General features: G+C 55.4%; 22 protein-coding genes and 1 tRNA gene. 7 read left to right on the plus strand and 16 right to left on the minus strand.

The window, feature by feature from the left end:
• Window positions 1–161: 161 nt before the first annotated feature.
• Window positions 162–1,556: a GntP family permease gene (locus HVA01_RS02330; RefSeq protein WP_146872926.1), complete on the minus strand. Its 1,395-nt coding sequence runs from the start codon at window positions 1,554–1,556 to the stop codon at window positions 162–164.
• A gap of 202 nt (window positions 1,557–1,758) precedes the next feature.
• Between HVA01_RS02330 and HVA01_RS02335 the strand changes: the two genes are divergently transcribed.
• On the plus strand, window positions 1,759–3,105 hold the full coding sequence (locus HVA01_RS02335; protein WP_146872927.1) for a Na+/H+ antiporter family protein: 1,347 nt from the start codon (window positions 1,759–1,761) through the stop codon (window positions 3,103–3,105).
• A gap of 88 nt (window positions 3,106–3,193) precedes the next feature.
• On the opposite strand, the gene HVA01_RS02340 is transcribed toward HVA01_RS02335, so the two are convergent.
• The 4 genes from HVA01_RS02340 to HVA01_RS02355 form a co-directional block, all read right to left on the minus strand.
• Window positions 3,194–3,928, minus strand: a complete 735-nt coding sequence (locus HVA01_RS02340) for an RNA methyltransferase (RefSeq protein WP_146872928.1) — start codon at window positions 3,926–3,928, stop codon at window positions 3,194–3,196.
• Between the two features lie 193 nt (window positions 3,929–4,121).
• The gene (groL, locus tag HVA01_RS02345; RefSeq protein ID WP_146872929.1) at window positions 4,122–5,765 is read right to left on the minus strand and encodes a chaperonin GroEL; all 1,644 of its coding nucleotides are present in this window, start codon (window positions 5,763–5,765) and stop codon (window positions 4,122–4,124) included.
• Between the two features lie 85 nt (window positions 5,766–5,850).
• A complete protein-coding gene (locus HVA01_RS02350; protein WP_146872930.1) occupies window positions 5,851–6,144 on the minus strand; it encodes a co-chaperone GroES in 294 nt (97 codons plus the stop codon).
• 234 nt (window positions 6,145–6,378) lie between these two features.
• On the minus strand, window positions 6,379–6,849 hold the full coding sequence (locus HVA01_RS02355; protein WP_146872931.1) for an FxsA family protein: 471 nt from the start codon (window positions 6,847–6,849) through the stop codon (window positions 6,379–6,381).
• Between the two features lie 191 nt (window positions 6,850–7,040).
• Here HVA01_RS02355 and HVA01_RS02360 point away from each other — a divergent pair, with 191 nt between their 5' ends.
• The gene (locus tag HVA01_RS02360; protein ID WP_146872932.1) at window positions 7,041–7,802 is read left to right on the plus strand and encodes an SDR family oxidoreductase; all 762 of its coding nucleotides are present in this window, start codon (window positions 7,041–7,043) and stop codon (window positions 7,800–7,802) included.
• 88 nt (window positions 7,803–7,890) lie between these two features.
• On the opposite strand, the gene HVA01_RS02365 is transcribed toward HVA01_RS02360, so the two are convergent.
• Window positions 7,891–8,520, minus strand: coding sequence for a hypothetical protein (locus tag HVA01_RS02365; protein ID WP_146872933.1), 630 nt, complete (start codon window positions 8,518–8,520; stop codon window positions 7,891–7,893).
• A 348-nt stretch (window positions 8,521–8,868) separates the two neighbouring features.
• A tRNA-Leu gene (locus tag HVA01_RS02370) sits at window positions 8,869–8,953 on the minus strand.
• Window positions 8,954–9,095: 142 nt separating this feature from the next.
• Between HVA01_RS02370 and HVA01_RS02375 the strand changes: the two genes are divergently transcribed.
• Window positions 9,096–9,800 (plus strand): ComF family protein, encoded by a 705-nt coding sequence (locus HVA01_RS02375; protein WP_146872934.1) that lies wholly within the window; start codon window positions 9,096–9,098, stop codon window positions 9,798–9,800.
• Window positions 9,801–9,854: 54 nt separating this feature from the next.
• Complete coding sequence (locus tag HVA01_RS02380; RefSeq protein ID WP_146872935.1) at window positions 9,855–10,829, plus strand: serine/threonine protein kinase; 975 nt, start codon at window positions 9,855–9,857, stop codon at window positions 10,827–10,829.
• A 47-nt stretch (window positions 10,830–10,876) separates the two neighbouring features.
• Here HVA01_RS02380 and HVA01_RS02385 read toward each other — a convergent pair whose 3' ends face one another.
• Entirely contained in the window at window positions 10,877–11,431 is a 555-nt protein-coding gene (locus HVA01_RS02385) for a TraB/TrbI/VirB10 family type IV secretion system protein (RefSeq protein WP_146872936.1), read from the minus strand.
• A gap of 285 nt (window positions 11,432–11,716) precedes the next feature.
• Here HVA01_RS02385 and folE point away from each other — a divergent pair, with 285 nt between their 5' ends.
• Both folE and HVA01_RS02395 read left to right on the plus strand, forming a co-directional pair.
• A complete protein-coding gene (folE, locus tag HVA01_RS02390) occupies window positions 11,717–12,268 on the plus strand; it encodes a GTP cyclohydrolase I FolE (RefSeq protein ID WP_146872937.1) in 552 nt (183 codons plus the stop codon).
• 118 nt (window positions 12,269–12,386) lie between these two features.
• A complete protein-coding gene (locus HVA01_RS02395; protein WP_146872938.1) occupies window positions 12,387–13,844 on the plus strand; it encodes an NAD-dependent succinate-semialdehyde dehydrogenase in 1,458 nt (485 codons plus the stop codon).
• Between the two features lie 131 nt (window positions 13,845–13,975).
• Here the strand turns inward: HVA01_RS02395 and purH are convergent, their stop codons facing one another.
• From purH to ppa, 8 genes are all read right to left on the minus strand, one after another.
• Window positions 13,976–15,574: a bifunctional phosphoribosylaminoimidazolecarboxamide formyltransferase/IMP cyclohydrolase gene (purH, locus tag HVA01_RS02400; RefSeq protein WP_246129405.1), complete on the minus strand. Its 1,599-nt coding sequence runs from the start codon at window positions 15,572–15,574 to the stop codon at window positions 13,976–13,978.
• A 50-nt stretch (window positions 15,575–15,624) separates the two neighbouring features.
• Complete coding sequence (fis, locus tag HVA01_RS02405) at window positions 15,625–16,032, minus strand: DNA-binding transcriptional regulator Fis (RefSeq protein ID WP_146872939.1); 408 nt, start codon at window positions 16,030–16,032, stop codon at window positions 15,625–15,627.
• Window positions 16,029–17,081 (minus strand): tRNA dihydrouridine synthase DusB, encoded by a 1,053-nt coding sequence (gene dusB, locus HVA01_RS02410; RefSeq protein ID WP_146872940.1) that lies wholly within the window; start codon window positions 17,079–17,081, stop codon window positions 16,029–16,031. The genes fis and dusB overlap by 4 nt, the downstream gene beginning before the upstream one ends.
• Before the next feature lie 92 nt (window positions 17,082–17,173).
• Window positions 17,174–18,088, minus strand: a complete 915-nt coding sequence (prmA, locus tag HVA01_RS02415; protein ID WP_146872941.1) for a 50S ribosomal protein L11 methyltransferase — start codon at window positions 18,086–18,088, stop codon at window positions 17,174–17,176.
• Between the two features lie 78 nt (window positions 18,089–18,166).
• On the minus strand, window positions 18,167–19,507 hold the full coding sequence (accC, locus tag HVA01_RS02420; RefSeq protein ID WP_146872942.1) for an acetyl-CoA carboxylase biotin carboxylase subunit: 1,341 nt from the start codon (window positions 19,505–19,507) through the stop codon (window positions 18,167–18,169).
• Between the two features lie 31 nt (window positions 19,508–19,538).
• Entirely contained in the window at window positions 19,539–19,997 is a 459-nt protein-coding gene (gene accB / locus HVA01_RS02425; RefSeq protein ID WP_146872943.1) for an acetyl-CoA carboxylase biotin carboxyl carrier protein, read from the minus strand.
• Between the two features lie 332 nt (window positions 19,998–20,329).
• Window positions 20,330–22,177: a protein-disulfide reductase DsbD gene (gene dsbD / locus HVA01_RS02430; protein WP_146872944.1), complete on the minus strand. Its 1,848-nt coding sequence runs from the start codon at window positions 22,175–22,177 to the stop codon at window positions 20,330–20,332.
• Between the two features lie 218 nt (window positions 22,178–22,395).
• Window positions 22,396–22,926: an inorganic diphosphatase gene (ppa, locus tag HVA01_RS02435; RefSeq protein WP_146872945.1), complete on the minus strand. Its 531-nt coding sequence runs from the start codon at window positions 22,924–22,926 to the stop codon at window positions 22,396–22,398.
• A 250-nt stretch (window positions 22,927–23,176) separates the two neighbouring features.
• Here ppa and HVA01_RS02440 point away from each other — a divergent pair, with 250 nt between their 5' ends.
• Window positions 23,177–24,892, plus strand: coding sequence for a bifunctional protein-serine/threonine kinase/phosphatase (locus HVA01_RS02440; RefSeq protein WP_146872946.1), 1,716 nt, complete (start codon window positions 23,177–23,179; stop codon window positions 24,890–24,892).
• Window positions 24,893–25,170 lie beyond the last annotated feature (278 nt).

Consider the following 25,170-nt stretch of genomic DNA (forward strand, 5'->3'; position numbering starts at 1 on the left):
TTTCTTATCTTTCATAGTATATGGATGCAGGCCAATAAAAAATTGATCTTGCTCAGTATCCATACAACTAAACCGGCTAACCTAAGTGTTGATGCCGACGATGCACAGGCAGAGCAGTATAAAGCGTCTCACCAAACACCGGGAGCATTGCCAAAGACTCGTTAAAAGCTGCCAAACAGAGTTCCCAGGGTAATCACGCTGATTAACGCGATGACCGGCAGCGCGATAGTGACCATGGCAACGTTGCCGTAGGATTGGCGATGCGTCAGGCCGCAGATAGCCAACAGGGTAATAACCGCCCCTGAGTGCGGAAGGGTATCCATACCGCCCGCTGAAAGCGTTGCTACGCGGTGCATTAGCTCAGGGTCGATGCCAGCGTCTTGCGCCATCGCCAGGTATTCACCGCCCAGAGTTTCTAAAGCAATCGAGAGGCCGCCGGATGAAGAACCGGTGATTCCCGCGAGCACGCTCATGGCCATGGCTTCAGAAATCAACGGATTGCCTGGGAAAGCCGTGAGTACCGAATCGCGGATAATCGCAAAGCCCGCCATGCTGGCAATAACGGCACCGTAGCCGACCTCTGAGGCGGTATTGAAAATTGGTAACAGCGAGCCAAGACAGCCCTTGTTGACACTCGCTTTAAGGTCCTGCCAATGACGCCAGCGGGTAATAATCAGCCAGGCTGATGCGCTGAGTAGGGCGATCAAAATGGCCCACAGCCCGCTTTGCCCAGAAGGAGAAACGTTTTCAAACTCTTCGCTAATAAAGCGTAGATCCATGGCTGGAAACACCCCGTAGGTAAACAGGGCATTCAATCCAATCACCATAATGATCGGTATAATAGCTAGCCACAGCGACAGGCCGGCCGTGTTGACGGTTTCCGCATCGGAATCGGCTTCGCGGTTAGTATGCTGGCCGTAGCCTTCGCCGTTGGCTGCCGCTTTTTTGACCCGAGACTGCAGGTAGACAGTACCCAGCCCCAGCATGATCAGCCCGGCGATAATCCCCAGGCCAGGCGCTGCAAAGCTGTTGGTTTCAAAATAAGGAATGGGGATCGCGTTCTGTATCGCGGGTGTTCCTGGTAGGGCGGTCATGGTGAAGGTAAACGAGCCAAGCGCAATCGAAGCGGGAATCAGGCGTTTGGGAACATTGGCGCTGCGAAACAGTTCGCGACTGATCGGGAAAATGGCAAAGGCGACGACAAACAGCGACACGCCACCATAGGTTAATACCGCACAGGCCATGACGACGGTGAGTACCACATGGTGGGTGCCTAGCTTATTGACAATGCCATTAGCAATCGACTGAGCGGCGCCGGAATCGGCCATCAGCTGGCCAAAAAGCGCGCCTAATAAAAACAGCGGGAAAAACTGCCTAACGTAGTTACCTAGCGCGCCCATGAACGTATCGGTATAGATCGGCAACAAAAAAGCCACATCCCCAGAGAGCACCACCGCCAAACTGGCCATTAGTGGGGCTAGGAGCAGTACTGAGATGCCTCGATAGGCGAGGAACATCAATAAAAGCAGCGAAATGACGATAGCCAGTATGCTCATGGGGGCTCCTAAGCGAAGGGTAAATTAGCGCTGACTGTGGGCAAGAGAGAGATGGTAGGCAGCATGGTGCAATGCAGCAAGAGAGCCGCTACTAAAGTAGTAATGCGCTAAGGAGAAGCCATCGCCTTAGGTTTGCCGTTTTAATCTGCTAAAATTCGCCGCCTTTGTCGTTAATGATCTCTCAATAGCTCTAGGAAACTTCATGAATGCAGTAATTCTTGCGGTGCTGGTGATGGTGGCACTGTCGTTGGCGCGTGTCTCGGTGGTATTTGCGCTGGTAGTGGGGGCTTTAGTCGGCGGTTTGGTGGGTGGGCTTTCGCTCGAACAAACCTTGGACGCCTTTAACGCAGGGGTGGGCGGCGGTGCCCAGGTGGCGTTGGCTTACGCCACCTTGGGGGCGTTCGCCGTGGCGATCTCTCGCTCTGGGTTGCCGGATATGCTGGCTAACCGTTTGATTACGCTACTCGGCAAGGAAACCACCGCCGTGCATCAGGCGCGGGTCAAAATGCTGCTATTGACGGCGGTACTGTTGGTGGCGATCTCATCGCAAAATGCGATTCCGGTGCATATTGCCTTTATACCGGTGTTGATTCCGCCGCTGTTAACGGTGATGAACCGTTTGAAGCTTGATCGGCGCGCGGTGGCCTGTGCGCTTACCTTTGGCTTGACGGCGCCTTATATGCTGTTGCCGGTAGGCTTTGGGGCCATTTTTCTCAATGATATTCTGCTGGCCAACCTGAATAGCGTTGGCGAGCCGCTGGGCTTGGAAATCACCCGGGGCATGGTGCCACTGGCGATGGCGATACCGGTTGGGGGCATGGCGCTCGGGCTAATCGTTGCGCTGCTATGGAGTTACCGTCGCCCCCGTGAGTATCAGATTGAGGATATTGTAAACGCCAACGCGACGGAAGCGCATACGCCTGCCAAGCCGCATATGCTGGGGCTGGTGATGTCCGGGGTGGCCATTGTCGCGGCACTTGGCCTGCAGCTTTACAGTGGTTCCATGATCTTGGGGGGGTTGGTGGGTATTGGTCTATTATCGCTGGGCGGGATATTTAAGTGGCGTGAAGCGGACGATCTATTCACCAGCGGTATGCGCATGATGGCGCTGATCGGTTTTATCATGATTTCCGCGGCAGGGTTTGCCGAGGTAATGAAAACCACCGGCGAAATTGACGCCCTGGTGTCAGGAGCGTTTGCGCTCTTCGGCGATAACCGAGGGTTAGCCGCGCTGGTGATGCTGCTGGTCGGGCTGTTTATTACCTTGGGTATCGGCTCGTCGTTCTCTACCATCCCCATTATTGCCGCGATTTTTGTGCCTTTGGCGGTACAGTTTGGTTTTTCGCCCATGGCGACGGTTGTTTTGGTCGGCACGGCGGCGGCGCTCGGCGATGCGGGCTCACCGGCGTCAGACTCTACGCTAGGCCCTACTTCAGGGCTTAACGTTGACCGTCAGCATGACCATATGTGGGACAGCGTGGTGCCAACGTTTCTGCACTACAACATTCCGTTAGTCGGCTTTGGCTGGCTAGCGGCGATGATGCTCTAAAGCGCTGCTTTAAAACGGCTGCTTTAAAACGGCTATTGTAGAATGAGAAGGGACAACACTGGTTGTCCCTTTTTTCGCGTTTCATTTGTTACTGTTCAGGCAGGTGGCTTTCAAACGCACTTAATAGCCCGCGCAGCAGTGAAAGCTCTTTGCGGCTGGGTTGGGCGCGGGCAAAGAGCGCTTGTAGCTGCTCCTCGGTGCGGGCGTGGGGCTGGGTTAAAAAGCCGCTTTGTTGCATTAGGCGACCCAGGTGACTCTGGAAGTGCATGAACTGTTCACGGCTAGGCGGCGTTGCGTCTAGCGGTCGCTGATAAGCAAAACCGCTCGCCTCGCCTTTACGCCACGCGCGGTGGACTTCATAAGCCAATATCTGCACCGCCTGGGATAAATTCAGAATGCCGTAGTCAGGGTTGGCGGGAATACTCACCTGATGGGTGCAGCAGCGAATCTCATCGTTAGTCAGCCCCGAGCGTTCGCGGCCAAACACTAGCGCCACCGGCGCCGTTTGTGCATTTTGAATAACGTCTGCGGCCATCGCGTCGGGTTCATCAAAGTGCGGCAAGGGCAGGCTGCGTAAACGCGCGCTGGCACCGACGACCTGAACGCAGTCGTTAACGGCCTCATCCAGCGAGCTAACCACCCGAGCACTTTCCAGAACATCGGCGGCGCCTGCGGCTAACCGAGTCGCCTCTTCATCGGGAAACAGACGTGGATTTACCAGCACCAGCTCGGTTAAGCCCATGGTTTTCATCGCCCGTGCCGCCGCGCCGATATTGCCCGGGTGGAAAGTTTGAACGAGTACGATACGTATATGCTGCAACATGCGTTAATGCGCCCGGTAGCTTAAAAATCGCGCTGATAATAACACGTTGGTGCTAGGCCATGGGCAACCGCTCATTTGTCCGCTTTGACGTTGTCACAAGGCTTAAAACGCAACAACCCCGCACAAGGCGGGGTTGTTGTTGACTGCTTTTTAAAGACGACTAGCAGTCTTGAGCAGAGGGCTCAGGGTTGCATTACATCATGCCGCCCATGCCACCCATTCCGCCCATGCCACCCATATCAGGCGCGGCTTCTTTCTCTTCCGGATCTTCGGCAATCATGCACTCTGTGGTGATCATTAGACCCGCAACAGAACCAGCGGATTGCAGCGCACTACGCGTTACTTTAGCTGGGTCTAGAACACCCATTTCGAACAGGTCGCCGTACTCACCCGTTTGTGCGTTGTAACCGAAGTTGCCTTCAGCGTCTTTAACGCGGTTGATGACCACTGCTGGCTCTACACCGGCGTTAGAAACGATTTGACGTAGCGGAGACTGCAACGCACGCAGCGCCATGTTGATACCATGGTTCTGGTCTTCGTTATCGCCGGTCAGGCCCTGTACTTTCGCCATGACGCGAACCAGTGCAGTACCGCCGCCAGGCACCACGCCTTCTTCAACGGCCGCACGGGTAGAGTGCAGGGCGTCTTCAACGCGGGCTTTCTTCTCTTTCATTTCCACTTCGGTGGCAGCACCAACGCGGATAACGGCAACACCGCCTGCCAGTTTGGCAACGCGTTCTTGCAGTTTCTCTTTGTCGTAGTCAGACGATGTGTCTTCGATTTGCGTGCGGATCTGACCCACACGTGCTTCGATATCGGCTTCTGCACCAGCGCCATCGATGATGGTGGTGTTTTCTTTAGACATTGTCATACGCTTAGCAGTACCCAGGTGATCCAGGTTAGCTTGCTCAAGCGTTAGGCCAACTTCTTCAGAAATTACCGTGCCGTTGGTCAGGATAGCGATATCCTGCAGCATGGATTTACGACGGTCGCCAAAGCCAGGCGCTTTAACAGCGGCTACCTTAACGATACCGCGCATGTTGTTTACGACCAATGTTGCCAGCGCTTCGCCTTCGATGTCTTCCGCGATGATGGCAAGCGGCTTGCCCTGCTTGGCAACGGCTTCTAGTACCGGTAGCAGCTCACGGATGTTGGAGATCTTTTTATCCACTAACAGGATGTAAGGATCTTCCAGTTCAACGGACATGGTGTCCTGGTTGGTCACGAAGTAAGGCGACAGATAACCACGATCGAACTGCATGCCTTCAACGACTTCTAGCTCATCTTCAAAGCCACGGCCTTCGTCGACGGTGATAACGCCTTCTTTACCGACTTTTTCCATCGCTTCCGCGATGATTTCACCGATACGCTTATCACCATTGGCAGAAATCGTACCTACCTGAGCGATAGATTTAGTGTCGGTGCAGGGCACTGACATTGCCTGGATTTCTTTAACGGCAGCCGCAACGGCTTGGTCGATGCCGCGCTTAAGATCCATCGGGTTCATGCCGGCGGTCACGCCTTTCAGGCCTTCAGCGATAATGGCCTGAGCCAGAACCGTGGCGGTGGTAGTGCCGTCGCCAGCGACGTCAGAGGTTTGAGAAGCAACTTCTTTAACCATCTGAGCGCCCATGTTTTCGAACTTGTCTTTCAGTTCGATCTCTTTGGCGACAGAAACACCGTCTTTAGTCACGGTGGGGGAGCCGAAAGATTTTTCCAGCACCACGTTACGGCCTTTCGGGCCGAGGGTAACTTTTACCGCATTGGCAAGAATGTCAACACCGCGCGCCATGCGTTTACGGGCATCATCTGAGAACTTAACTTGTTTAGCTGACATAGTGGCTACTTCCTAAATTGTATGCAAAAAACGTGAAAGTAAATGGTCGAGGCGCTTATTCAATAAGCGTGAACTGCAAGAATTCTTAGCCTTCGACAACCGCAAGAATATCGGTTTCACTCATGATCAAGACTTCTTCGCCGTCGACTTTCTGCTTCTCGACGCCGTAGCCGTCTTTAAAGATCACGTTATCGCCGACTTTTACGTCTAGCGGGCGGACATCGCCATTTTCGAGAATGCGACCATTACCGACGGCGAGTATTTCACCGCGTGTCGGTTTTTCTGCTGCATTGCCCGGAAGCACGATGCCGCCTGCGGTTTTTTGCTCTTCTTCAACGCGGCGGACGATGACACGATCGTGCAAAGGACGGATATTCATTCACGTTCTCCTGAGTATGGTTGAAGCCCTAAAAGGGCGGTTAGCTAAAAAAGTTCTCGTGGGAAGATCCCGCGAGAGGTGAAGACCTCTCGGTCTTCATTGTTAATGGCAGCTACTAAATTAGGTAGCCGCCGAATTTGTGTGCTGGCTCAAAAATGGGGGCTGCCGATGGCCTTTCAAGGGGGGAGGCAATAAAAAATTGCTTTTTTGCGTATTTTTTGTCGACTCTTTGGCCTAGCGCCGGCGGGATGCTTCGTCACGGCTAATGAAGTCGCCCTCAATAGGGCCGTCCTGGTGAGACGAGTTAGTGTCTTTAAAGGACTCGTCAAAACGCTCGTGATGCTGGTCAGCGACCTTCTTGAGGCCGAGCCAGGTGAGCGCTTTGAACATTAATTGCCGGGCGCTGGGCACCAAGCAGGCCAAGCCAAGCGCATCCGATAAAAAGCCCGGCGCCATGAGTAACGCACCGCCAAAAATCAGCGCAGCACCGGTGAATAGTTCGCTGGAGGGGAGTTCGCCTACCTGCATTCGCTGGCGAGCGCGTGCCAAGGTAGCTACCCCTTCTTTGCGAATTAGATGAAGCCCCGCAAAACCCGTGCCCAGCACAAGCACAAGGGTAGTCAGCAAACCAATATGACTGCCGATTGAAAACAGGAGCACAAAATCAACCAGGGTAAACAGCGAGATAAAAATAAGAATGGGCATGGTTTGCTCCAGGAAAAGCGTCTCCGTAAGGGACCGGACAGGCGAATATGGTGACAGAATTGCAAAAAACAAGCAGCTTAACTAGGCCTAAAGAAGCATTTTGACGCGGTGTTATGGCTCGATTTATGCCGCGAACTCTTCTATGCTGCAATGCACAACTAGCTGCATTTATCCATCCTAAGGAGTCAATAATGATAGTCGCCGATAAAGTAATTGCTGTCACTGGCGGAGCGCGTGGGTTGGGTTACGCCATGGCATTGCGCCTGGGTAAACAGGGTGCACGGATGGCACTGTTAGATATAAGCGCTGACGCGCTTGACGAGGCCGTTTCTCAGCTATCTGATGATGGCGTGGAGGCCCAGGCGTTTGTGGTCAACGTGGCTGATGAAGACTCAGTGATTCAAGCGTTTGCCGACATTGCGAAGAGAATGGGGTCGATTAGTGGCTGTTTGAATAACGCGGGTATTACTCGGGATGCGCTGCTGGTCAAGGCTAAAGAGGGCCATTTGGAAAAACGCATGTCGCTGGAGAACTGGCAAGACGTCATTAATGTGAATTTAACCGGTGTGTTCTTGTGCGGTCGAGAGGCAGCAACGCAAATGGTTGAAGCCGGGCATGAGGGAGTGATCGTCAACATCTCCAGCATTTCCCGGGCCGGCAATATAGGGCAGAGTAACTACGCCGCTGCGAAAGCGGGTATTCATGCCTTGACGGTGACGTGGAGCAAAGAGTTAGTGCGCTACGGCATTCGAACGGGAACCGTCGCCCCGGGGTTTATTAACACCGAATTGACCGCTGCGATGCGGCCCGATAAGTTAGAACGCATCTCATCTAGCGTACCGCTTAAACGTTTGGGTGAGCCGGATAATATTGCCCAAAGCGTTGCTTTTATAATTGAGAACGACTACTTCACGGGACGCATCATTGAATGCGATGGCGGCTTGCGGTTGTAATAAATAATTCAGCGAACCATCTGGGGTAAGCGGCTGCCTTTAAAAGTAGTCGCGGCTGATCTCGCGCTGAAAATACATTAGTAGCGCCTCAATGTGCTTTATGGGTTTCGATTTCTTTAGCCCACTCAAGCACCTGCTTGCGTTGGCCTCGGCTATTGAGCCGCTTTGTATCAATGCTAGCCGGGAGCAGTTGATGGTCAGGCGGTGCATTAAAATCGATGTTGAAGCTTCGTGACGCGCCGGTAGGCATATCTTCGGAACCATAAATGGCGATGGCGCGAATTTCGAGCTGGATATTTGGCTCATGGAGTAATTCATCGTCGATGTCCCAGTAGCGTTTCACCTGCTCCACAATACCCCCGAACGACTGTATATGGAGATAGCCCCCAGACGCTAATGGGCCCTGGTGTGTACGATAGCGGGTATTATGCTGCTGATCCTCTTGCTGCTGGTACTCGACGACATCCAGCGAGTAACTGCGTTGGTGGATGTGCAATACCGCGACAAGGTGTTGAATATAGATGGCTTCACTGCTCATATTGCTGATCAAGCAAATCGCCTCTATGCCAATGCCCTTGCCGCGATTAATGATCACCCGGGGACGGCGCTGACGCACATAGCCGTTATAGAGCAGCTGAGCATAAAATATCCATACAAAGAGTGTGCAAATGCTGGCAACTGCAGAGATTGCTTGAGCGTTATCGTTGAGCCATTCCATTCGTTGAGATCCTTCTCACCGTTCTGGGTGGGAGCCGTTGTCGACAGCCGTTGGAAATGATCATGCTCAATAATTTAACGAAAAAGCCAGGGGAAGTCAGCACTACCGTCTGCGGGTAGCGTTTAAACGATCAAAAAATGCCAGACACAGCAAAACAACAGGGCTAGGCTGTTGGCTTCGTATTGACAGTTTGAATTAATTTGGCGGGAAAACAGCGCTAGTGGCTAACCGTGGCTAATGCAGGCTAACGGCCATATGTAGAGTACGTATAATATGGCGCGTATAAATAGCTTAACGGGATCGCATTAAAAATAAGGGGGGTAATACAAGGCCAGACTAACAAGTCATTGGTGCGGATGGGGAGACTCGAACTCCCACACCTTACGGCACTAGAACCTAAATCTAGCGTGTCTACCAATTCCACCACATCCGCAAAGACGAGACGTATATTATCATTTTTAGCGGGGAAGTCAATAAGCGCTTGGGTATTTGTACGCTGAGTTTGAATGGTGTCTTGCAAAGAGTTTGAATGGTTGATGGCAAAGCGTATGAATGGCCTATCATCAGGAGGCAGTATGCTACGAAAGCGATGGTTGCAGCAGGGCGGTCACTGGTTAAAGCGAGCCATGCCTGGTTACTGCGCTTTTTGTTTGGCGCCTGCGCTACCCGGTCAAGGTTGGTGCGCCAGCTGCCTTAAGGACCTGCCTTGGAATCGCCATGCCTGTGAGCAGTGCGGCGACCCTGTTACTCAAGGGCAGTCACGGTGCGGGCATTGCCTTGTTGAGCCTCCAGCCTTTACGTGTACTCAGGCGGGGTTGCTGTATCAGGGGGCTATTAAAGAGCTACTGCACGACTTTAAATTCCAGGCGTCTCCGCGGGCGGGGATATTGCTGTACGAGCTGATGCGAATGACGTCTCCGGCCTTGACTGGCGCAGCGTTGCTTGCGGTGCCTATGTACCCAAGCCATGCCCGCGAACGTGGCTTTAATCAGTCGTACTGGCTTGCAAAACAGTTGGGTGAGACGCTTGGCACACCCTTGGTCAAGGCGACGCGTATTAAAGATAGTTTTTCCCAGCGCACGTTGAATCGTCGCGAGCGGGCGGCAAACCTGGCCGGTGCGTTTAGATTGGAAGCTGAGCCTCCGGAGCATATTGTTATCATTGATGATGTCGTCACCACTGGCGCTACAGGGCATGCGCTAGCCAGTGCTGCTTTAGACGCCGGTGCTAAAAGAGTCGATATTTGGGCGGTAGCGCGGACACCTTTGGGCAAGGGTTGATAGACTAGGCGTTTCGCCAATCCAATCGTTGTTTAGCCAACCCAGGAATGACCGATGTCACACCCGTTTAGCTTGCTTTCGCCCGATTTAGTGATGTCTGCTATTGAGTCACTGGATATTTGGCCAGCAGGCGAGCCCTTCGCACTCAATAGCTATGAAAACCGTGTGCTGATGTTTCGCGATGACGATGGCAACAACTGGATTGTTAAATTTTACCGCCCACACCGCTGGTCAGACGCGGTGATTCAGGAAGAACATGATTTTTTGCAAGAGCTAGTTAACCAGCAGGTGCCGGCCGTCGCGCCCTGGCGTAACCACCAAGGGCTATCGCTGCATCACTATAAGGCGTTTAGTTTTGCCCTTTTCCCCCACTGCCCTGGGCAAGCGCCTGAGTTGGATAACCCCGCCCACCTGTTTGCCATGGGGGAGGTGCTTGGACGTTTACATCAGGTCTCGGCTAAAAAAGCGTTTCAGCATCGCCCACGCTTAGCAATGACGAGCGGTGTTCTTGAAGCTCAGCAGCGTGTGCTGACTAGCGAATGGTTAAGCCGCCATCAACGCCGCGCCTATGAGCAGGTGATTCAAAAAGTGCATCGGCAGCTTATAAAACACGAGGTGTCTGATAGCAGTATGATCCGTTGCCATGGGGACTGCCATTTGGGCAATGTGCTGGGGCGTGATGAGCAGTTTACGCTGGTCGATTTTGACGACTGCACCATGGCGCCCGCTATCCAGGATATCTGGATGCTACTGCCCACCGACGACCCTCAGGGCTGGCGGGCGTATTTAAATGAAATCACCGAAGGGTATGAGGAGACGCGCCCGTTTCCGACTGAGCAGATGGCGTTAATCGAACCGTTGAGAAGTTATCGGCTGATTCGCCACACGGCGTGGCTGGTATCACGCTGGGATGACCCGGCCTTTCCGCGGGCTTTTCCATGGCTGGCAGATAGTGGCTATTGGGATCAGCATATCCGCCAGTTAGAGCAGCAGTGTCTACAGTTAGACAACCCCCGCTGGTTGGCATAGAGCGAGCAAAGCCGGGGGCTGGTGACTGACTTAATCGATTGACTGGCTTAATCGGGAACGGCTTCTTCGCGCGGGACGGGGTTGGCAACGCCCTCTCCATTTACCTCACGGCGTTGGCGGTTGAGTTCAGCCGAGGGGTTCTCCAGCTCCTCAATTTCAACCCTGTCGTTCAGGGTAAGCAAGAATGGCTGACCAGGAGCGAGCGTGCAGGGTGACCCCTCGCAGGCGATGCCATAACGCCCGTCTTCGCCGTAAGCGCCCGCGCTAAATTCACCCGAAAAAATGTCACTGTCCGCATCGTGGGTTTCGATACAGGTTGCTTCTTGCGTGGTTATGCGAATTCGCTCGTCGGTTAATTGGGCATTGCCGATAATCACACAATATTCGGGCAACGAATGCGTTGCATCGGCTGCCTGAGTGGGATGCAACAAAATTTCGCTTAGTCGCGTCTGGTCCGCATCGAAGGTCAACTCTTCAACGACTTCAACGCCTACGGTTGCTTCGTTGGGCAATGAAAGCGTGGCATCTGCGGCATAAATGGATGTGGCAAACAAAGGGGCCACAAGGGCGGTCAGCCGCAGCGCTGAGTGTTTAAATGACATGGCGAACTCTCAATGTTGGTTATTGATTTATCATATCACAGGGCACCGGTTTGCGAAGAGGTCGGCGCGGCGCTCTGCCACAGGCCAGGCAGGTAGGTTAAAATACGTTTTCGGTTCAATAGTTGTTGTGCAGCTTCTTATATAAGTATAGTTTTTGTACAGTAATGGCCAGAAGGGCGTTGAGCGACCCCCTTCTCAATATGCTTAAATTACCCACTACGCAAAAAGTAGTTGTGCTAAGAAATAACTGAACGCGACTGCGCATAGATTTTGAAGAGGCTTAACATGTCAGACGATATCGCCCATCACTACCGCCAGATAATCTCAGCGCTTGGGGAAGACCCCGATCGTGAAGGGTTGAGAGATACGCCTCAGCGTGCCGCCAAAGCCATGCAGTTTTTAAATGCGGGCTACTCCCAGTCGCTGGAAGGAATTGTCAACGGCGCGGTATTCGAGTCGCAGACCGATGAAATGGTGCTGGTAAAAGACATTGAGCTTTATTCAATGTGTGAACACCATCTACTGCCCTTTATTGGCAAGTGCCATATCGCCTATTTGCCCAACGGTAAGGTGTTAGGGCTGTCTAAATTTGCCCGCATCGTCGATATGTTTGCCCGCCGTATGCAGATACAAGAGAATCTAACCCGCGAGATTGCCGAAGCGGTGCAAGAAGTGACTCAGGCGAAGGGGGTGGCGGTGGTCATTGAGGCACGCCACCTATGCATGATGATGCGAGGCGTAGAAAAACAGAATTCGAGTATGACCTCATCGGTGATGTTAGGCGCGTTTCGTAGCAACCAAGCGACTCGGCAAGAGTTTTTAATGCTGATTAATTGATCCAGGCATTGGTTATTGGCCAATAAGGCAGGCCACAAATTTGGTTAAAAGGGGTATTTCGTCTTAGCATGAAGAGGTTAATAAGCCTATAAGGCCATTATTTGGTCAGGAGTCTGTCATGGAAGCGCTTAAAGAGACACAGCTGTATTGCCCCTTCGCCTACATTGATGGGAGTTGGGTGGCAGCAGATAGCGGTGAACAGATCGCGGTACTGAACCCGGCAACCGGCGAAGCGATTGGCGATATTCCCCGCTTGGGTAAGGCCGAAACCGAACGGGCGATCGACGCCGCGGATGCCGCCTTGCCGGCATGGCGTGCCCTTACCGCTCAAGAACGCGCTGACTTGCTGTTAAAGTGGCACGATTTGATGCTGGAGCATCAAGACGACCTTGCCATGCTGATGACGTTTGAGCAGGGCAAGCCGCTAAAAGAAGCGGCGGGCGAGATTGCTTATGCGGCCAGCTTTTTACGCTGGTTTGCCGAAGAGGCGCGGCGCGTTTACGGCGAAACGATTCCGGCGGCAAAAGCCAATCAACGTATCGTGGTGACCAAACAGCCGGTGGGCGTCGTGGGCGCTATTACGCCGTGGAATTTTCCCGCGGCGATGATCACCCGCAAAGCCGGGGCAGCATTGGCCGCTGGTTGCACCATTGTGGTGAAACCAGCCAGCCAGACCCCGTTTTCCGCCACGGCGCTGGCACTATTGGCCGAGCGCGCGGGTATCCCTCGCGGTGTCTTCAACGTGGTGCCGGGCAGCGCTAGCGAAATAGCGCAAGCCATGACGCAGTCGCCTAAAGTACGCAAAATTACCTTCACAGGGTCTACCGAAGTAGGCCGCAAGCTGATGACGCAAGCCGCTGAGCATATCCAGAAAATCTCTTTAGAGCTGGGTGGCAATGCGCCGTTTATTGTCTTTGAAGATGCCGATTTAGACGCTGCCGTGGAAGGCGCGATGGCGGCTAAATTCCGCAATGCAGGTCAGACCTGCGTGTGCACCAACCGCTTTTTAGTCCAGTCCAGCGTGATCAACGCGTTTTGTGAAAAGTTGGCCGTGGCGATGAACAGCGAGCTGCATGTGGGCAATGGCACCCAGCCGAACATTAATATTGGCCCGTTAATCGATGGGGATGCGGTTAAAAAAGTCAGCGAGCATGTTCAGGACGCGATGGATAATGGCGCAGAGCTGCTGCTCGGCGGTCATCCGCATCCGCTCGGGGGTAATTTCTTCACACCAACGCTGATCAGCTTTGCCACCGATCAAATGAAAGTGGCTCACGAGGAAACCTTTGGCCCGCTAGCAGCGGTCTTCCCGTTTGACGACGAAGAAACCGCTATCGAAATGGCCAATGATACCCAGTACGGATTGGCTTCTTATTTCTACTCCCGCGATCTTGCCCGTGTATGGCGAGTCGCCGAGGCGCTGGAGTACGGCATGGTGGGCATTAACACCGGGGCTATTTCCAACGCCGCTGCACCGTTTGGTGGGGTAAAAGCGTCGGGCTTAGGTCGTGAAGGCGGTCATCAAGGCTTGGAAGAGTATTTGGAAACCAAGTATCTGTGTATTGACCTTGGCTAAGCGTCTGGCCTTTTTTTGGCTCTCTCTGATGGCCAAAAAACGGTGTGGAAAAATAACCTAAAAAAGCCCCCACCGGTACGCTCTTGTAAAGCGTCCGGTGGGGGCTTTGGGGTTTTATGACGCGATACGCTTTAGTGGCGGAAGTGGCGCATACCGGTGAAGACCATGGCAATGCCTGCTTCGTCGGCGGCGTCGATCACTTCCTGATCGCGCATGGAGCCCCCCGGCTGAATAACGGCGGTAATACCTGCCGCTGCGGCGGCATCAATGCCATCGCGGAAGGGGAAAAACGCATCAGACGCCATCACTGAGCCCGGGACCGATAGGCCTTCATCAGCGGCCTTAATGCCGGCAATTTTAGCCGAATACACACGGCTCATTTGCCCGGCGCCGACGCCCACGGTCTGGCCGTCTTTGGCGTACACAATGGCATTGGATTTGACGAATTTCGCCACCCGCCAAGCAAAGGCGAGGTCGCGTAGTTCCTGCTCGCTGGGCGCGCGCTGGCTAACCACGGTTAAGTTGTCCCGGGTGACCATGCCGTCGTCGCGCTCTTGCACCAGCAAGCCGCCATTGACGCGTTTAAAATCAACGCTTGCCTGGTGCTCACCGGGCCATTGCGCGCTTACGTCTAACAACCGCACGTTCTGCTTGTTGGCCACAATGGCGGCGGCTTCGCCACTCACCCCAGGGGCAATAATCACCTCGACGAACTGACGGTCAATAATCGCCTGAGCAGTCTCCGCGTCCAGCGGCGTATTGAAGGCGATAATGCCGCCAAAGGCGCTGGTAGGGTCAGTGGCAAAGGCTTTGTCATAGGCCGCCAGCGCGGATTCGCCAACCGCTACGCCGCAAGGGTTGGCATGCTTGACGATCACGCAAGCGGTGTCGCTAAAGGCTTTTACGCACTCAAAGGCGGCGTCGGTATCGGCGACATTGTTGTAGGAGAGTGGCTTGCCCTGGAGCATTTTGGCGGTAGCGACGCTGGGCCCGCTGGCCTGAGGGTCAACGTAGAACGCTGCCTGCTGATGGGGGTTCTCACCGTAGCGCATATCCTGCTTTTTATGCAGCTGCAGGTTAAACGTGCGCGGGAAGGCCTGATCGGCGGTGTTGACCTTACGGCCGAGGTAGTCGGCAATCGCGCCGTCGTAGCCGGCGGTGTGTTCAAAGGCTTTAACCGCTAGGTCGAAGCGTGTGGCGCTACTCACCTGGCCATCTTGGGCGGCTAGCTCGCCCAGGACGCGCGCGTAATCGCCATTATTGACCACGATGGTGGTGTAGGCGTGATTTTTAGCGCAGGCGCGCACCATGGTGGGGCCACCAATATCGATGTTTTCGATGGCCTCTTCTAGCGTGCAGTCCGGCTTGGCAACGGTGGCGGCAAAGGGGTAGAGATTGACCACCACCATATCGATCGGGGTAATGTCGTTCTCGGCCATCACGGCGTCATCCTGGCCGCGACGGGCCAAGATGCCGCCGTGAATTTTAGGGTGTAGCGTTTTGACGCGGCCATCCATGATTTCAGGAAAGCCGGTGTGTTCAGAGACTTCTTTCACCGGAATGGCATTTTCCTGCAGCAGGCGGAAAGTGCCCCCCGTGGAGAGCAGCTCAACGCCGCGTTCAGCCAGACCGCTGGCGAATTCCACAATGCCGGTTTTATCAGAAACGCTTAAAAGGGCGCGGCGGACGGGGGTAGCGTTGCTATCAGCCATGAGAGGGTTTTCAGCCATGAGAATGCTCGTGTGCAGAGTCGCGAATTAAAAATAATAACGCCCCAGGGTTATGGGGCGTCACCTTCGATAAGTCCGTAAAGCTTGAGTTTCTTGCGCAGGGTGCCGCGGTTTAAGCCAAGAATATCAGCGGCTCGAGTTTGGTTGCCATCGGTATGTTCCAAAACACAGGCCAGTAAAGGCGCTTCTACTTCGGCCATCACCATGGCATACAGGTCGCTTGCCTGGCTGCCATCGAGATGCTCGAAGTAGCGGCGCATAGCCGATTCCACCACTTCTCGCAGTGGCTGGGGCGGCGTGGTGCTAGCGTCGGGGTCAGCCAGTGTGCCCGTTAAATGGGCGCTGCTGATGGTCGAAAACGCGTCGCTGGGCAAGGCGTCGCGGGCATAAGTATCGTTAGAGCTAGAGTAGCTATCGCTAGAATAAGTATCGCTAGAGAGAAGATCGCGTTCGGTCATGCAGCATAGCTTCCTTTGGCTAGCAAGCGCGTGGCGGCATCGAGGGCCATCGCGTCGTTGATCCAGGTAAATTGCCTTTCAGGTGACGCTAACGCATTGAACTGCTGCTTAAGTGCACGCTGTTGTGGCGGCGTAAAACGCGGGTCGTCGCTGAGGTACCAGCCGACATGTTTGCGCGCGATCCGCACGCCCATGGTGGTCCCATAAAACGCGTGCAACGCCGCTACGTGGCTGTGAAGCACTTGGTGACGCTCCGTCAGGCTAGGCAAAGCCATCCGCTCTCCATACTGGAGATAGTGATCGACCTGTTGAAAGATCCACGGGTTGCCTTGCGCGCCGCGGCCAACCATCACCGCATCGGCGCCGGTATAAGCGAGTACCTCGGCGCCTTTTTCCGGGTTTGTTATGTCACCGTTGGCGATCACCGGTATCGACAGGCGAGACTTGATCTCGGCAATCGTGTCGTACTCTGCCTGCCCAGTATAGCGCTGTTGGCGATGTCGGCCATGAACGGCTAACGCTTGAATGCCCGCTGCCTCGGCAAGCTGGGCGATGCGCACGCCATTGTTCGATTCGGCGCACCAGCCGGTGCGTATTTTCAGCGTGACCGGGATATCCACGGCCGCCACTACCGCATCGAGGATCTCGGCGACTAAAGCTTCATCGCGCAATAGCGCCGACCCAGCGGCTTTGTTGCATACCTTTTTGGCAGGGCAGCCCATGTTGATATCAATAATTTGCGCGCCCAGCTCGGCATTCAAGCGCGCCGCCTGGGCGAGCATTTCAGCATCGCCGCCGGCGATTTGGACGACCCGCGGGTCGGGCTCGCCGCGGTGATCCATCCGCCGCTGGGATTTGCGCGTATGCCACAGGCTAGGGTCCGCCGTGACCATTTCACCCACTACCCAGCCAGCGCCCAGCCGTCGGCATAGCTGACGAAAAGGTTGGTCGGTAACGCCGGCCATGGGCGCCAGTATCACCCGGTTGGGTAATACGTACGGCCCAATGCGGGCGGCCCCTATGGGGGGTGGCGGTGTGGTCAATGTCATGGCATCAGGCTATGTGGCTGTCGGCGAGTAGGTGCTTTAGGGGGACGCATGATACGCCTACTTGACGAAAGGGTGAAGGCCGAGACGTCGCTTTACTGTCGCCGCCGTCCGCTAAGGCGCACCCAGCCTTCCCGAATCACCGGCTCGTCCATGATCAAGCCCTGTTCCACGTAGGCCTGGTAAACCTTATCAGCCTGATTGGCCAAAATGCCGGAAAGCGCCAGACGGCCACCGGGCGCCACGTGCCCGGCAATCATCCCTGCCAGCTCAACCAGCGGGCCGGCTAAAATATTAGCGGTGACAACGGGGTAGTCGCCGTTATCGTTTAGCTGACCAGGGTAGTAGAGGTTCAGGTCCGACTCGGCAATCGCATTGCGCTCGGCGTTATCCCGGCTGGCCTGCAGTGCCTGAGGGTCAATGTCGGTGGCGTCGGCATGGCGGGCACCCAGCTTGAGCGCTGCGATCGCCAGAATGCCCGAGCCGCAGCCCACATCCAGCACGCTTTGCTGGGCTAAGTGGCCAGCCACGGCCAGCTCGTCGAGCCACTCCAAGCACAGGGCCGTAGTCGGATGCGTACCGGTGCCAAAGGCAAGGCCTGGGTCGAGAATCAAGTTAACGGCGTCGGCTTGGGGAGGCGTATGCCAGCTAGGCACAATCCATAGCCGCTGACCCATGCGCAGTGGCTTGAAATCTTCCATCCACTCGCGCTCCCAATCACGGTCGGCGAGTAGTTCATACTCGATGGTGGGGCAGGGTTCGCCGGGCTGTTGCTCCGCCCAGGCGGCTTCGATACGCGCCAGCATACTTTCGACGCCCTCCAGGTCGTCGTAAAGGCCGGTCAGGATAGTATCTTCCCACAGCGGGGTAGTGCCACGCTCGGGCTCAAAGACCGGATCGTCGTGGGCGTCTTGAAGGCCAATAGCGGTGGCGCCCTCATCAAGCAGCAGTTCTTCGAGAAACTCGGCCTGCTCGGGGGCGACATGGGCCTTGAGTTGCAGCCAGGGCATGGGATTCTCCGCAATTAAAGACAAGTACGGGGTGGACGTAGCCACCCCGCTGAGTATCACACAGTGCGCTGGACGGCGTTAGCTGCTGAGCTTCTTTTCCAGGTAGTGGATATTGACCCCACCTTGACGGAAGTAGCTGTCGCGTACCAAGTCTTTTTGCAGGTCGATATTGGTTTTAATACCTTCCACCAGCAGCTCGTCGAGGGCGTTGCGCATCCGCGTCAGGGCTATTTCACGGTCTGCGCCCCAGGTGATCAGCTTGCCGATCAGGGAGTCATAGTGCGGCGGTACGGTGTAGCCCGTGTAAAGATGCGAGTCCATCCGCACACCCAAGCCACCGGGTGCGTGAAACAGCGTTACCTTGCCGGGCGAGGGCATAAAGGTGCGCGAATCTTCGGCGTTAATCCGGCATTCAAAGGCGTGGCCGTTAAGCTGCACGTCTTCCTGGCGGATCGACAGCGGCAGGCCCGAGGCAATGCGCAGCTGCTCTTTGACGATATCCACGCCGGTGACCATTTCGGTGACCGGGTGCTCAACCTGCACGCGGGTATTCATCTCGATGAAGAAGTACTTGCCGTCTTCGTACAAGAACTCAAAGGTGCCGGCGCCACGGTAGTTGATTTTGATACACGCCTGACGGCAGGCTTCAAGCACCTGGGCACGAGCTTCTTGATCAAGGCCTGGCGCCGGGGCTTCTTCGAGCACTTTTTGGTGCCGACGCTGTAGCGAGCAGTCGCGGTCATAAAGATGAATCGCGTTGCCTTGGCCGTCGGCAAGCACTTGGACTTCGACATGGCGCGGTTTTTCGAGGAATTTTTCCATATAGACCGTGCCATCACCAAAGGCGGCATGGGCTTCGGTACGGGTAACCGTAATCGCCGATAGCAGGTGGCCTTCGGTGTGCACCACACGCATGCCGCGACCGCCGCCGCCAGAGGCTGCCTTGATAATAACCGGGTAACCAACGTGCCGCGCCGTGGCCAGATTGGCAGCGTCATCATCACCCAGGGGGCCGTCGGAGCCTGGCACCGTGGGAACACCGGCTTCCTTCATGGACTGAATAGCACTGACCTTATCGCCCATCAGGCGAATGGTCTCAGCGCGGGGGCCAATAAAGGTAAACCCGGAGCGCTCGACCTGCTCGGCAAAGTTGGCATTTTCCGATAGGAAGCCATAGCCCGGGTGAATGGCGGATGAATCAGTGACTTCGGCCGCGCTGATCAGGGCCGGAATGTTTAAGTACGACTGCGCTGACGATGCCGGTCCGATACACACGGCTTCATCCGCCAGGCGAACATGCATCAGTTCACGATCAGCTTTGGAGTGTACCGCTACGGTTTTGATGCCCAGTTCTTTACAGGCCCGCAGGATACGGAGGGCAATCTCGCCGCGGTTCGCGATAAGTACCTTGTCCAGCATGGGAGAGTCCACCCGTGTTGAAAATGAAAGATTAAGCGATAACGACCATGGGTTGATCGAACTCCACTGGTTCGCCATCTTCGACCAGGATGGCTTCCACTACACCGTCGCGATCGGCTTCAATCTGGTTCATCATTTTCATGGCTTCGATGATACATACAGTATCGCCTTGCTTGACGCTATCGCCGACTTCTACAAACGACTTGGCGCCCGGCGCGGGGCTGCGATAGAAGGTGCCTACCATGGGGGAGTTCACCGCTTCACCACGATAGCTAACGCCGGCTGGCTCGGCTTCCGCCGGGGCTGGCGCAGTGGCTGCTGGCGCTGGCGCAGCGGGCTGCCCATATTGCGGCATCGGCTGTGGATGCCAGGTAGCGCCATTAGGATGGCGGCTAATTCGCACCGATTCTTCGCCTTCCTGAATTTCAATCTCGCTAATATTGGACTCTTCGAGCAGCTCAATCAGTTTCTTAACTTTGCGGATATCCATGGCATAGCCCTATCAATGTCATAAAAGGTAGTCACACAGCCATCCAAGCGGTGAGCGAGGAGCGCTTTGCGGCGCTAATGTAGCGCAGTAAACCAAATTAAAAAATGAAGAGAACGCTGCATGTTAGCGAACGTTACTGCGTTCTCAACCTTAAAAGGAAGCTTTTCGCTAATATAGGAGCGGAGTTTGCCGAAAAAGTACGATGATGTCCAGCGCTGGCAAGCGTTAGTGCCTAAACCAGCGCTTAACCGGAAGTTAAACATTCGTTTGACGATGTTCGCCGCAAAAAGCCGTTTTGGCGCTTCAGAGTGTTGCGGTGAGGGAAGTTGAAATCAGCGGTTCATTAGCCACTGACTAACCGACTCAAGGTGTGCCTGTAGCTGAGCGGCGGTCACTTCGCCTTGAATGCGTGCGTCGCGAATTTCTTGTCCTTGGCTAAAAAACAGTAGGCTGGGTGGGCCGAAGAGGTTAAAGCGGTCAAGCAGCTCACGGCTTTCAGGGTCGGTATGGGTGACATCGGCGGCAATCAAGGTGTACCCACGTAATGCCGCGGAAACGCGCGGGTCGGGGTAGACATTACGCTCCATTATTTTGCATGAAATACACCATTCCGCCGTGAAGTGCACAAACGCCGGCTGATTGGCACTTTCCGCTTGGGCAATCGCCGCGTCAAGTTCGCTCAGGCTGTCGACCTCAGCGAAAGCTAGTGGGGCGGTCTGCGGCGCACCCGCGACGCTGGCGGTGGTTGCCAGTGGGCGCAGCGGGTTACTGCCCCCTTGAGCGGCGCCGATCACCAGCACTATCCCCCATGCTAGCAGCATCAATCCCAGCGTTTGGCGTGCCCGCGGCCATCCCTGTGGCTGGTTAAAGCTAAGCGCGCCCAGGGCGAGGGCGCTGCCGATGGCAAGCGCTGCCCATAGCAGTAGCGCAATGGGTGCGGCCACTAAGCGCTCAATCATCCAAATCGCGACGCCGAACAGCAGCAGGCCAAAGGCTATTTTGACGCCATTCAACCAGGCGCCCGAGCGGGGGAGTAACGTGGTGCCAAAGGTACCGACCAGCAGTAGCGGTACCCCCATGCCTATTCCCAGTGCAAACAACACCGCGCCACCCAGTAAGGCATCACCCGTTGACGAAATAAATACCAGCGCGCCGGCCAGGGGGGCCGTGACACAGGGCGAGACGACCAGCACCGAAAGCGCACCGGCCAGGGCTAAGCCTGCCGGGCCACTGCGCTGGGCGCGGGCCTGCCAGGCGTCGATACGGTTAGCGAAGCGTGGCGACAAGTTGAGGTTAAAAGCCCCCAGCATGGCCAGCGCAAAGAGCGTGAAAAGCGCCGCGAAGGTGATCAATACCGGGGCCGACTGCAAGCGCGCCTGCAGGTTTAGCCCCGCGCCAAATAAGCCCATCAACACGCCAACCAGCGCATACGTCAGCGCCATGCCGAGCACGTAGCTCAAAGAGAGCGCGAAGGCGCGGGGGCGGCTGGGATTCTGGCCCACCACAATCGATGACAAAATCGGGATCATGGGTAGCACACAGGGAGTGAAGGTGAGCCCCAGGCCAGCGATAAAAAACAGCCCTAGCGCCAGCGGTAGACTCGCGTCGCTAAGCAAAGCGCTAAAGCGGCGGTCCTCGCTTTGGGGAGCCGCGAAATCGCCCTGAGTGGCGTTGTCAGTGACTGCACTGGAGGCGCTGTTATCGGCAAACTGGCGGGGTGGCTCAGTCTCGCTGGCCTCTAGGCGTGTTTGCTCCGGTGGGTAGCATAATCCCGCGTCTGCACAGCCTTGAAAGGTTAGCTCGATGGCAAGAGGGCCTGAGTAGGCGGCATCCAGCGGCACCTCAAACACCAATTGATCCCGAAACACGTAAACATCGCCCATGAACTCATCGTTGGTAAAGATACCTTGGGGGATCTTCGGATCGCCGAGGGTGACGTTTTCGGTTTGGCTGACAATGGCCAACTGGTGTCGATACAGGTAGTACTCATCGGCAATATCGATGCCGATAGACAGCGTGTCGCCATCGTGCCAGGCGGTCGGCTGAAACGCCTCCATGACCGGTAAAAAATCCGCTTGCTCATTGGCAGAGGAGAACCACTGGGCATTGGCGAGCAGCGGAAACCCGGCGAGTAAACAAACCAGTAATGGCAACAGGCTCAGGCGCTTAATCAATAACACGGTGCGTCCTTAATCAATGGCATCGCAATAAAAGACGAATAGCATACCGCATCCTGAATGCGCTGGCGTCACCGCTGTGGTGACGTGTCGCGGTGGTTAGTAAACCGTTAATGCGAGGGGTATAAAAAGACCGCCCGGAGGCGGTCTTTAGGTTCTTTATACGCGCATGAGTTCTCGCCTCAGCGCTAGACTTTTTGAGTGCTAGCTTTTTTTTAGCGTTATGCCTTTTGATAAGCAGTAACGGATTTTTCAAGCGCCTTACGCGCGGCATCAGCGCCTTCCCAAGACTCTACTTTCACCCACTTGCCTTTTTCGAGGTCTTTGTAGTTCTCGAAGAAGTGAGCAATCTGTTGGCGTAGCAGCTCGGGCAGGTCGGTGACTTCCTGGATGTCGTCATACAGAGAGCTCAGTTTAGCGTGGGGCACGCAAATCAGTTTGGCATCTTCACCGGCTTCGTCGGTCATGTTCAGAATGCCTACCGGGCGCGCGCGGATAATACAGCCAGCTTGAACCGGGTGCGGCGTTACTACCAGGGCGTCTAGTGCGTCGCCGTCGTCGGCCAGGGTGTGCGGGATAAAACCATAGTTGGCGGGGTAGAACATGGGTGTGGCCATGAAACGGTCAACGAGTAGGGCGCCCATGTCCTTATCAATTTCGTATTTGATCGGATCGTGGTTGGCTGGAATTTCGACCACCACGTAAACGTCGTTGGGGAGATCCTTTCCAGCGGGGATATTATCGAAGTTCATCGTTGATTCCTTGGTAATGCATGGCTGGGTAATCGTTTAGGCGTCGTTTATGGGTTGGGATTATACGAAGATGGCTGCACGATTACCAATGCGACATAGGTGGATTGATGGTTAACGGCGCTTAGCGCTTAACAGGGCGCGATGACGATAGCGACGTTTGGTGAGCATCGTTTCTGCTCGGCTGCGTGTATCATAAGCGCTGTTGGTTGCCCTCGATCGGTCAAAGCCGACAAACGCCTAGGAGGATGACTTGTCGCACGCCCAGTTACTTATCAGTTATGGTCAAGCCTTTGTTGCGCCTGATCGGCGCCTGCATCGCAGTTCAATGTCGGTTCGTTTTCCTGAAGCGCCGCTGCTTCGCGCCAAAGGCGGCTGCGCGGTGATTAGCGACTCCATTTCACGCAATACCATGGCCAAGCAGGCCGGGGATCTCAGTGTGCGCGGCTTTCTGGCCGACTACTTTTCCACCCCCGACCACTGGGATGTTAAAACGTCAGCTACCCGTGTCCTGCGTGCGCTGAACAGCTGGTGTTACAGCCAAAGCCAGCACGTTAAAGAGGGCAGCTTCGTTTCATCCATGTCAGCCATGGTGTTTCGTGGCCGTGAAGCTCACCTGTTTCACATGGGCGATACGCTGGTGTTTCGTTTACGCGGCGCGGAGTTTGAGCAGCTAAGCCGCGACCACGTGACCGACTTGGGCGGCTACCGCTATCCTGCCCGAGCGCTGGGTATGGACGGCAGCGTGGATATTGATTACACCCATATCGATTTAAAACAAGGGGATCTATTCCTGTTCACCACCCAAGGGGTGCGTGGCACGCTGCTGCCTTCCGACTATGTGCGGTTGATTCGCCAAGACGCCAGCGACCTGGATGCCGCCTGCGAGCGCTTGGCCGATGAAGCCAAGCAGCGCGCCCAGGAGCGCGGTTACGGTGGCGATCAGTTCTGCTTTCAACTGGTGCGAATTGATGAACTACCCGACGAGGTCAGCGAGCACCCTGGGCAGCTTTATGGTGACCTGCCGATTCCCCCTGAGCTTGCGCCGGGCGAGCGGCTAGACGGCCTGGAGGTGCTTGACGTGCTGTCACGAACGGCGCAGTCACGGGTTTATCGCGTTCGCGATGTGCATAGCGAGCGTGAAATGGTCATGAAAGCGCCCAGCCCTGAGCTTTCGCTACGCAACGCCTATCTTGAACACTTTCTGCTCCAGCAGTGGGTGGTGGAACGGGTTAATTCGCCCTTTGTGGTCAAGGTGATGGAGCCATCGCGGCCGCGCCGTTACCTGTATTATCTAATGCAGTATATTGAAGGCGAGACGCTGCGTCAGTGGGCAGAGCGCCATCCTCAAGCGAGCTTAACTCAGCGCTTGGATATCGCGAACCAGCTCGGCAAGGCGGTGCAAGCGCTGCATCACCGGGAAATTATCCATCAGCAGATCAACCCCGATAACATTCTAATCGACCCGCACGGCAAGCTGGTGCTTACCGATTTTAGTGCCTGCCATATGCGCGATGGGGAAGGGCATCGCCACTCAGGTGAGTTGCTCAGACAGATTGGCTTTAACGAACACACCGCCCCTGAGTATGCGTTGGCCGACAGCATTGGCCGACGCAGCGATCAGTATTCGCTAGCATCGACCGTCTATTGGCTGCTGACCGGTGCGTTGCCTTATACGCTAACGCCCAACCGACTGCGCAGCCACACCGACCTGGAAGAGTTGACCTACCGCAGCGCGCGAACCACCAACCCGGAAATATCGCCGGACCTGGACGATGCGCTACGCCGCGCCTTGGATCCCCAGCGGGCGTTGCGGTTTAGGCGGCTGTCAGAGTTTTTGCATGCGCTAAGGGTACCGCTTGGGCGGCTACCCAACCGGGAGGAAAATCGTCAGGAACCGCGGCGTTTTTGGCAGGGCGTGGCGGGTATTTTGCTGCTGTTGCTGGTACTTTCCTGGCTGTTGAGATAGCTATCTTTTATGGGAGGGCGCTTCAGCGATGGTCCGACACTTCGGCGAAGGGTGCCGAAGGCGCCCCGTAGTTTCATCAGGCTGGTAGCCCGAACAATCGCGAGCTGAAGCTCCCTCCCACAAGGGCAGTAGTACCACCTAAGTCCCATCAGGATTTGAGCTGAAGCTCTAACAAGGGCTGCAAGCCCCCCTTAGTCTCATCAGGCTCAGGACTATTGTGGGAGGCCGCTTCAGCGATGGTCCGACACTTCGGCGAAGGGTGCCGAAGGCACCCCTTA

The organism is Halovibrio variabilis (genome assembly GCF_007991175.1).
GTDB lineage: Bacteria > Pseudomonadota > Gammaproteobacteria > Pseudomonadales > Halomonadaceae > Vreelandella > Vreelandella variabilis.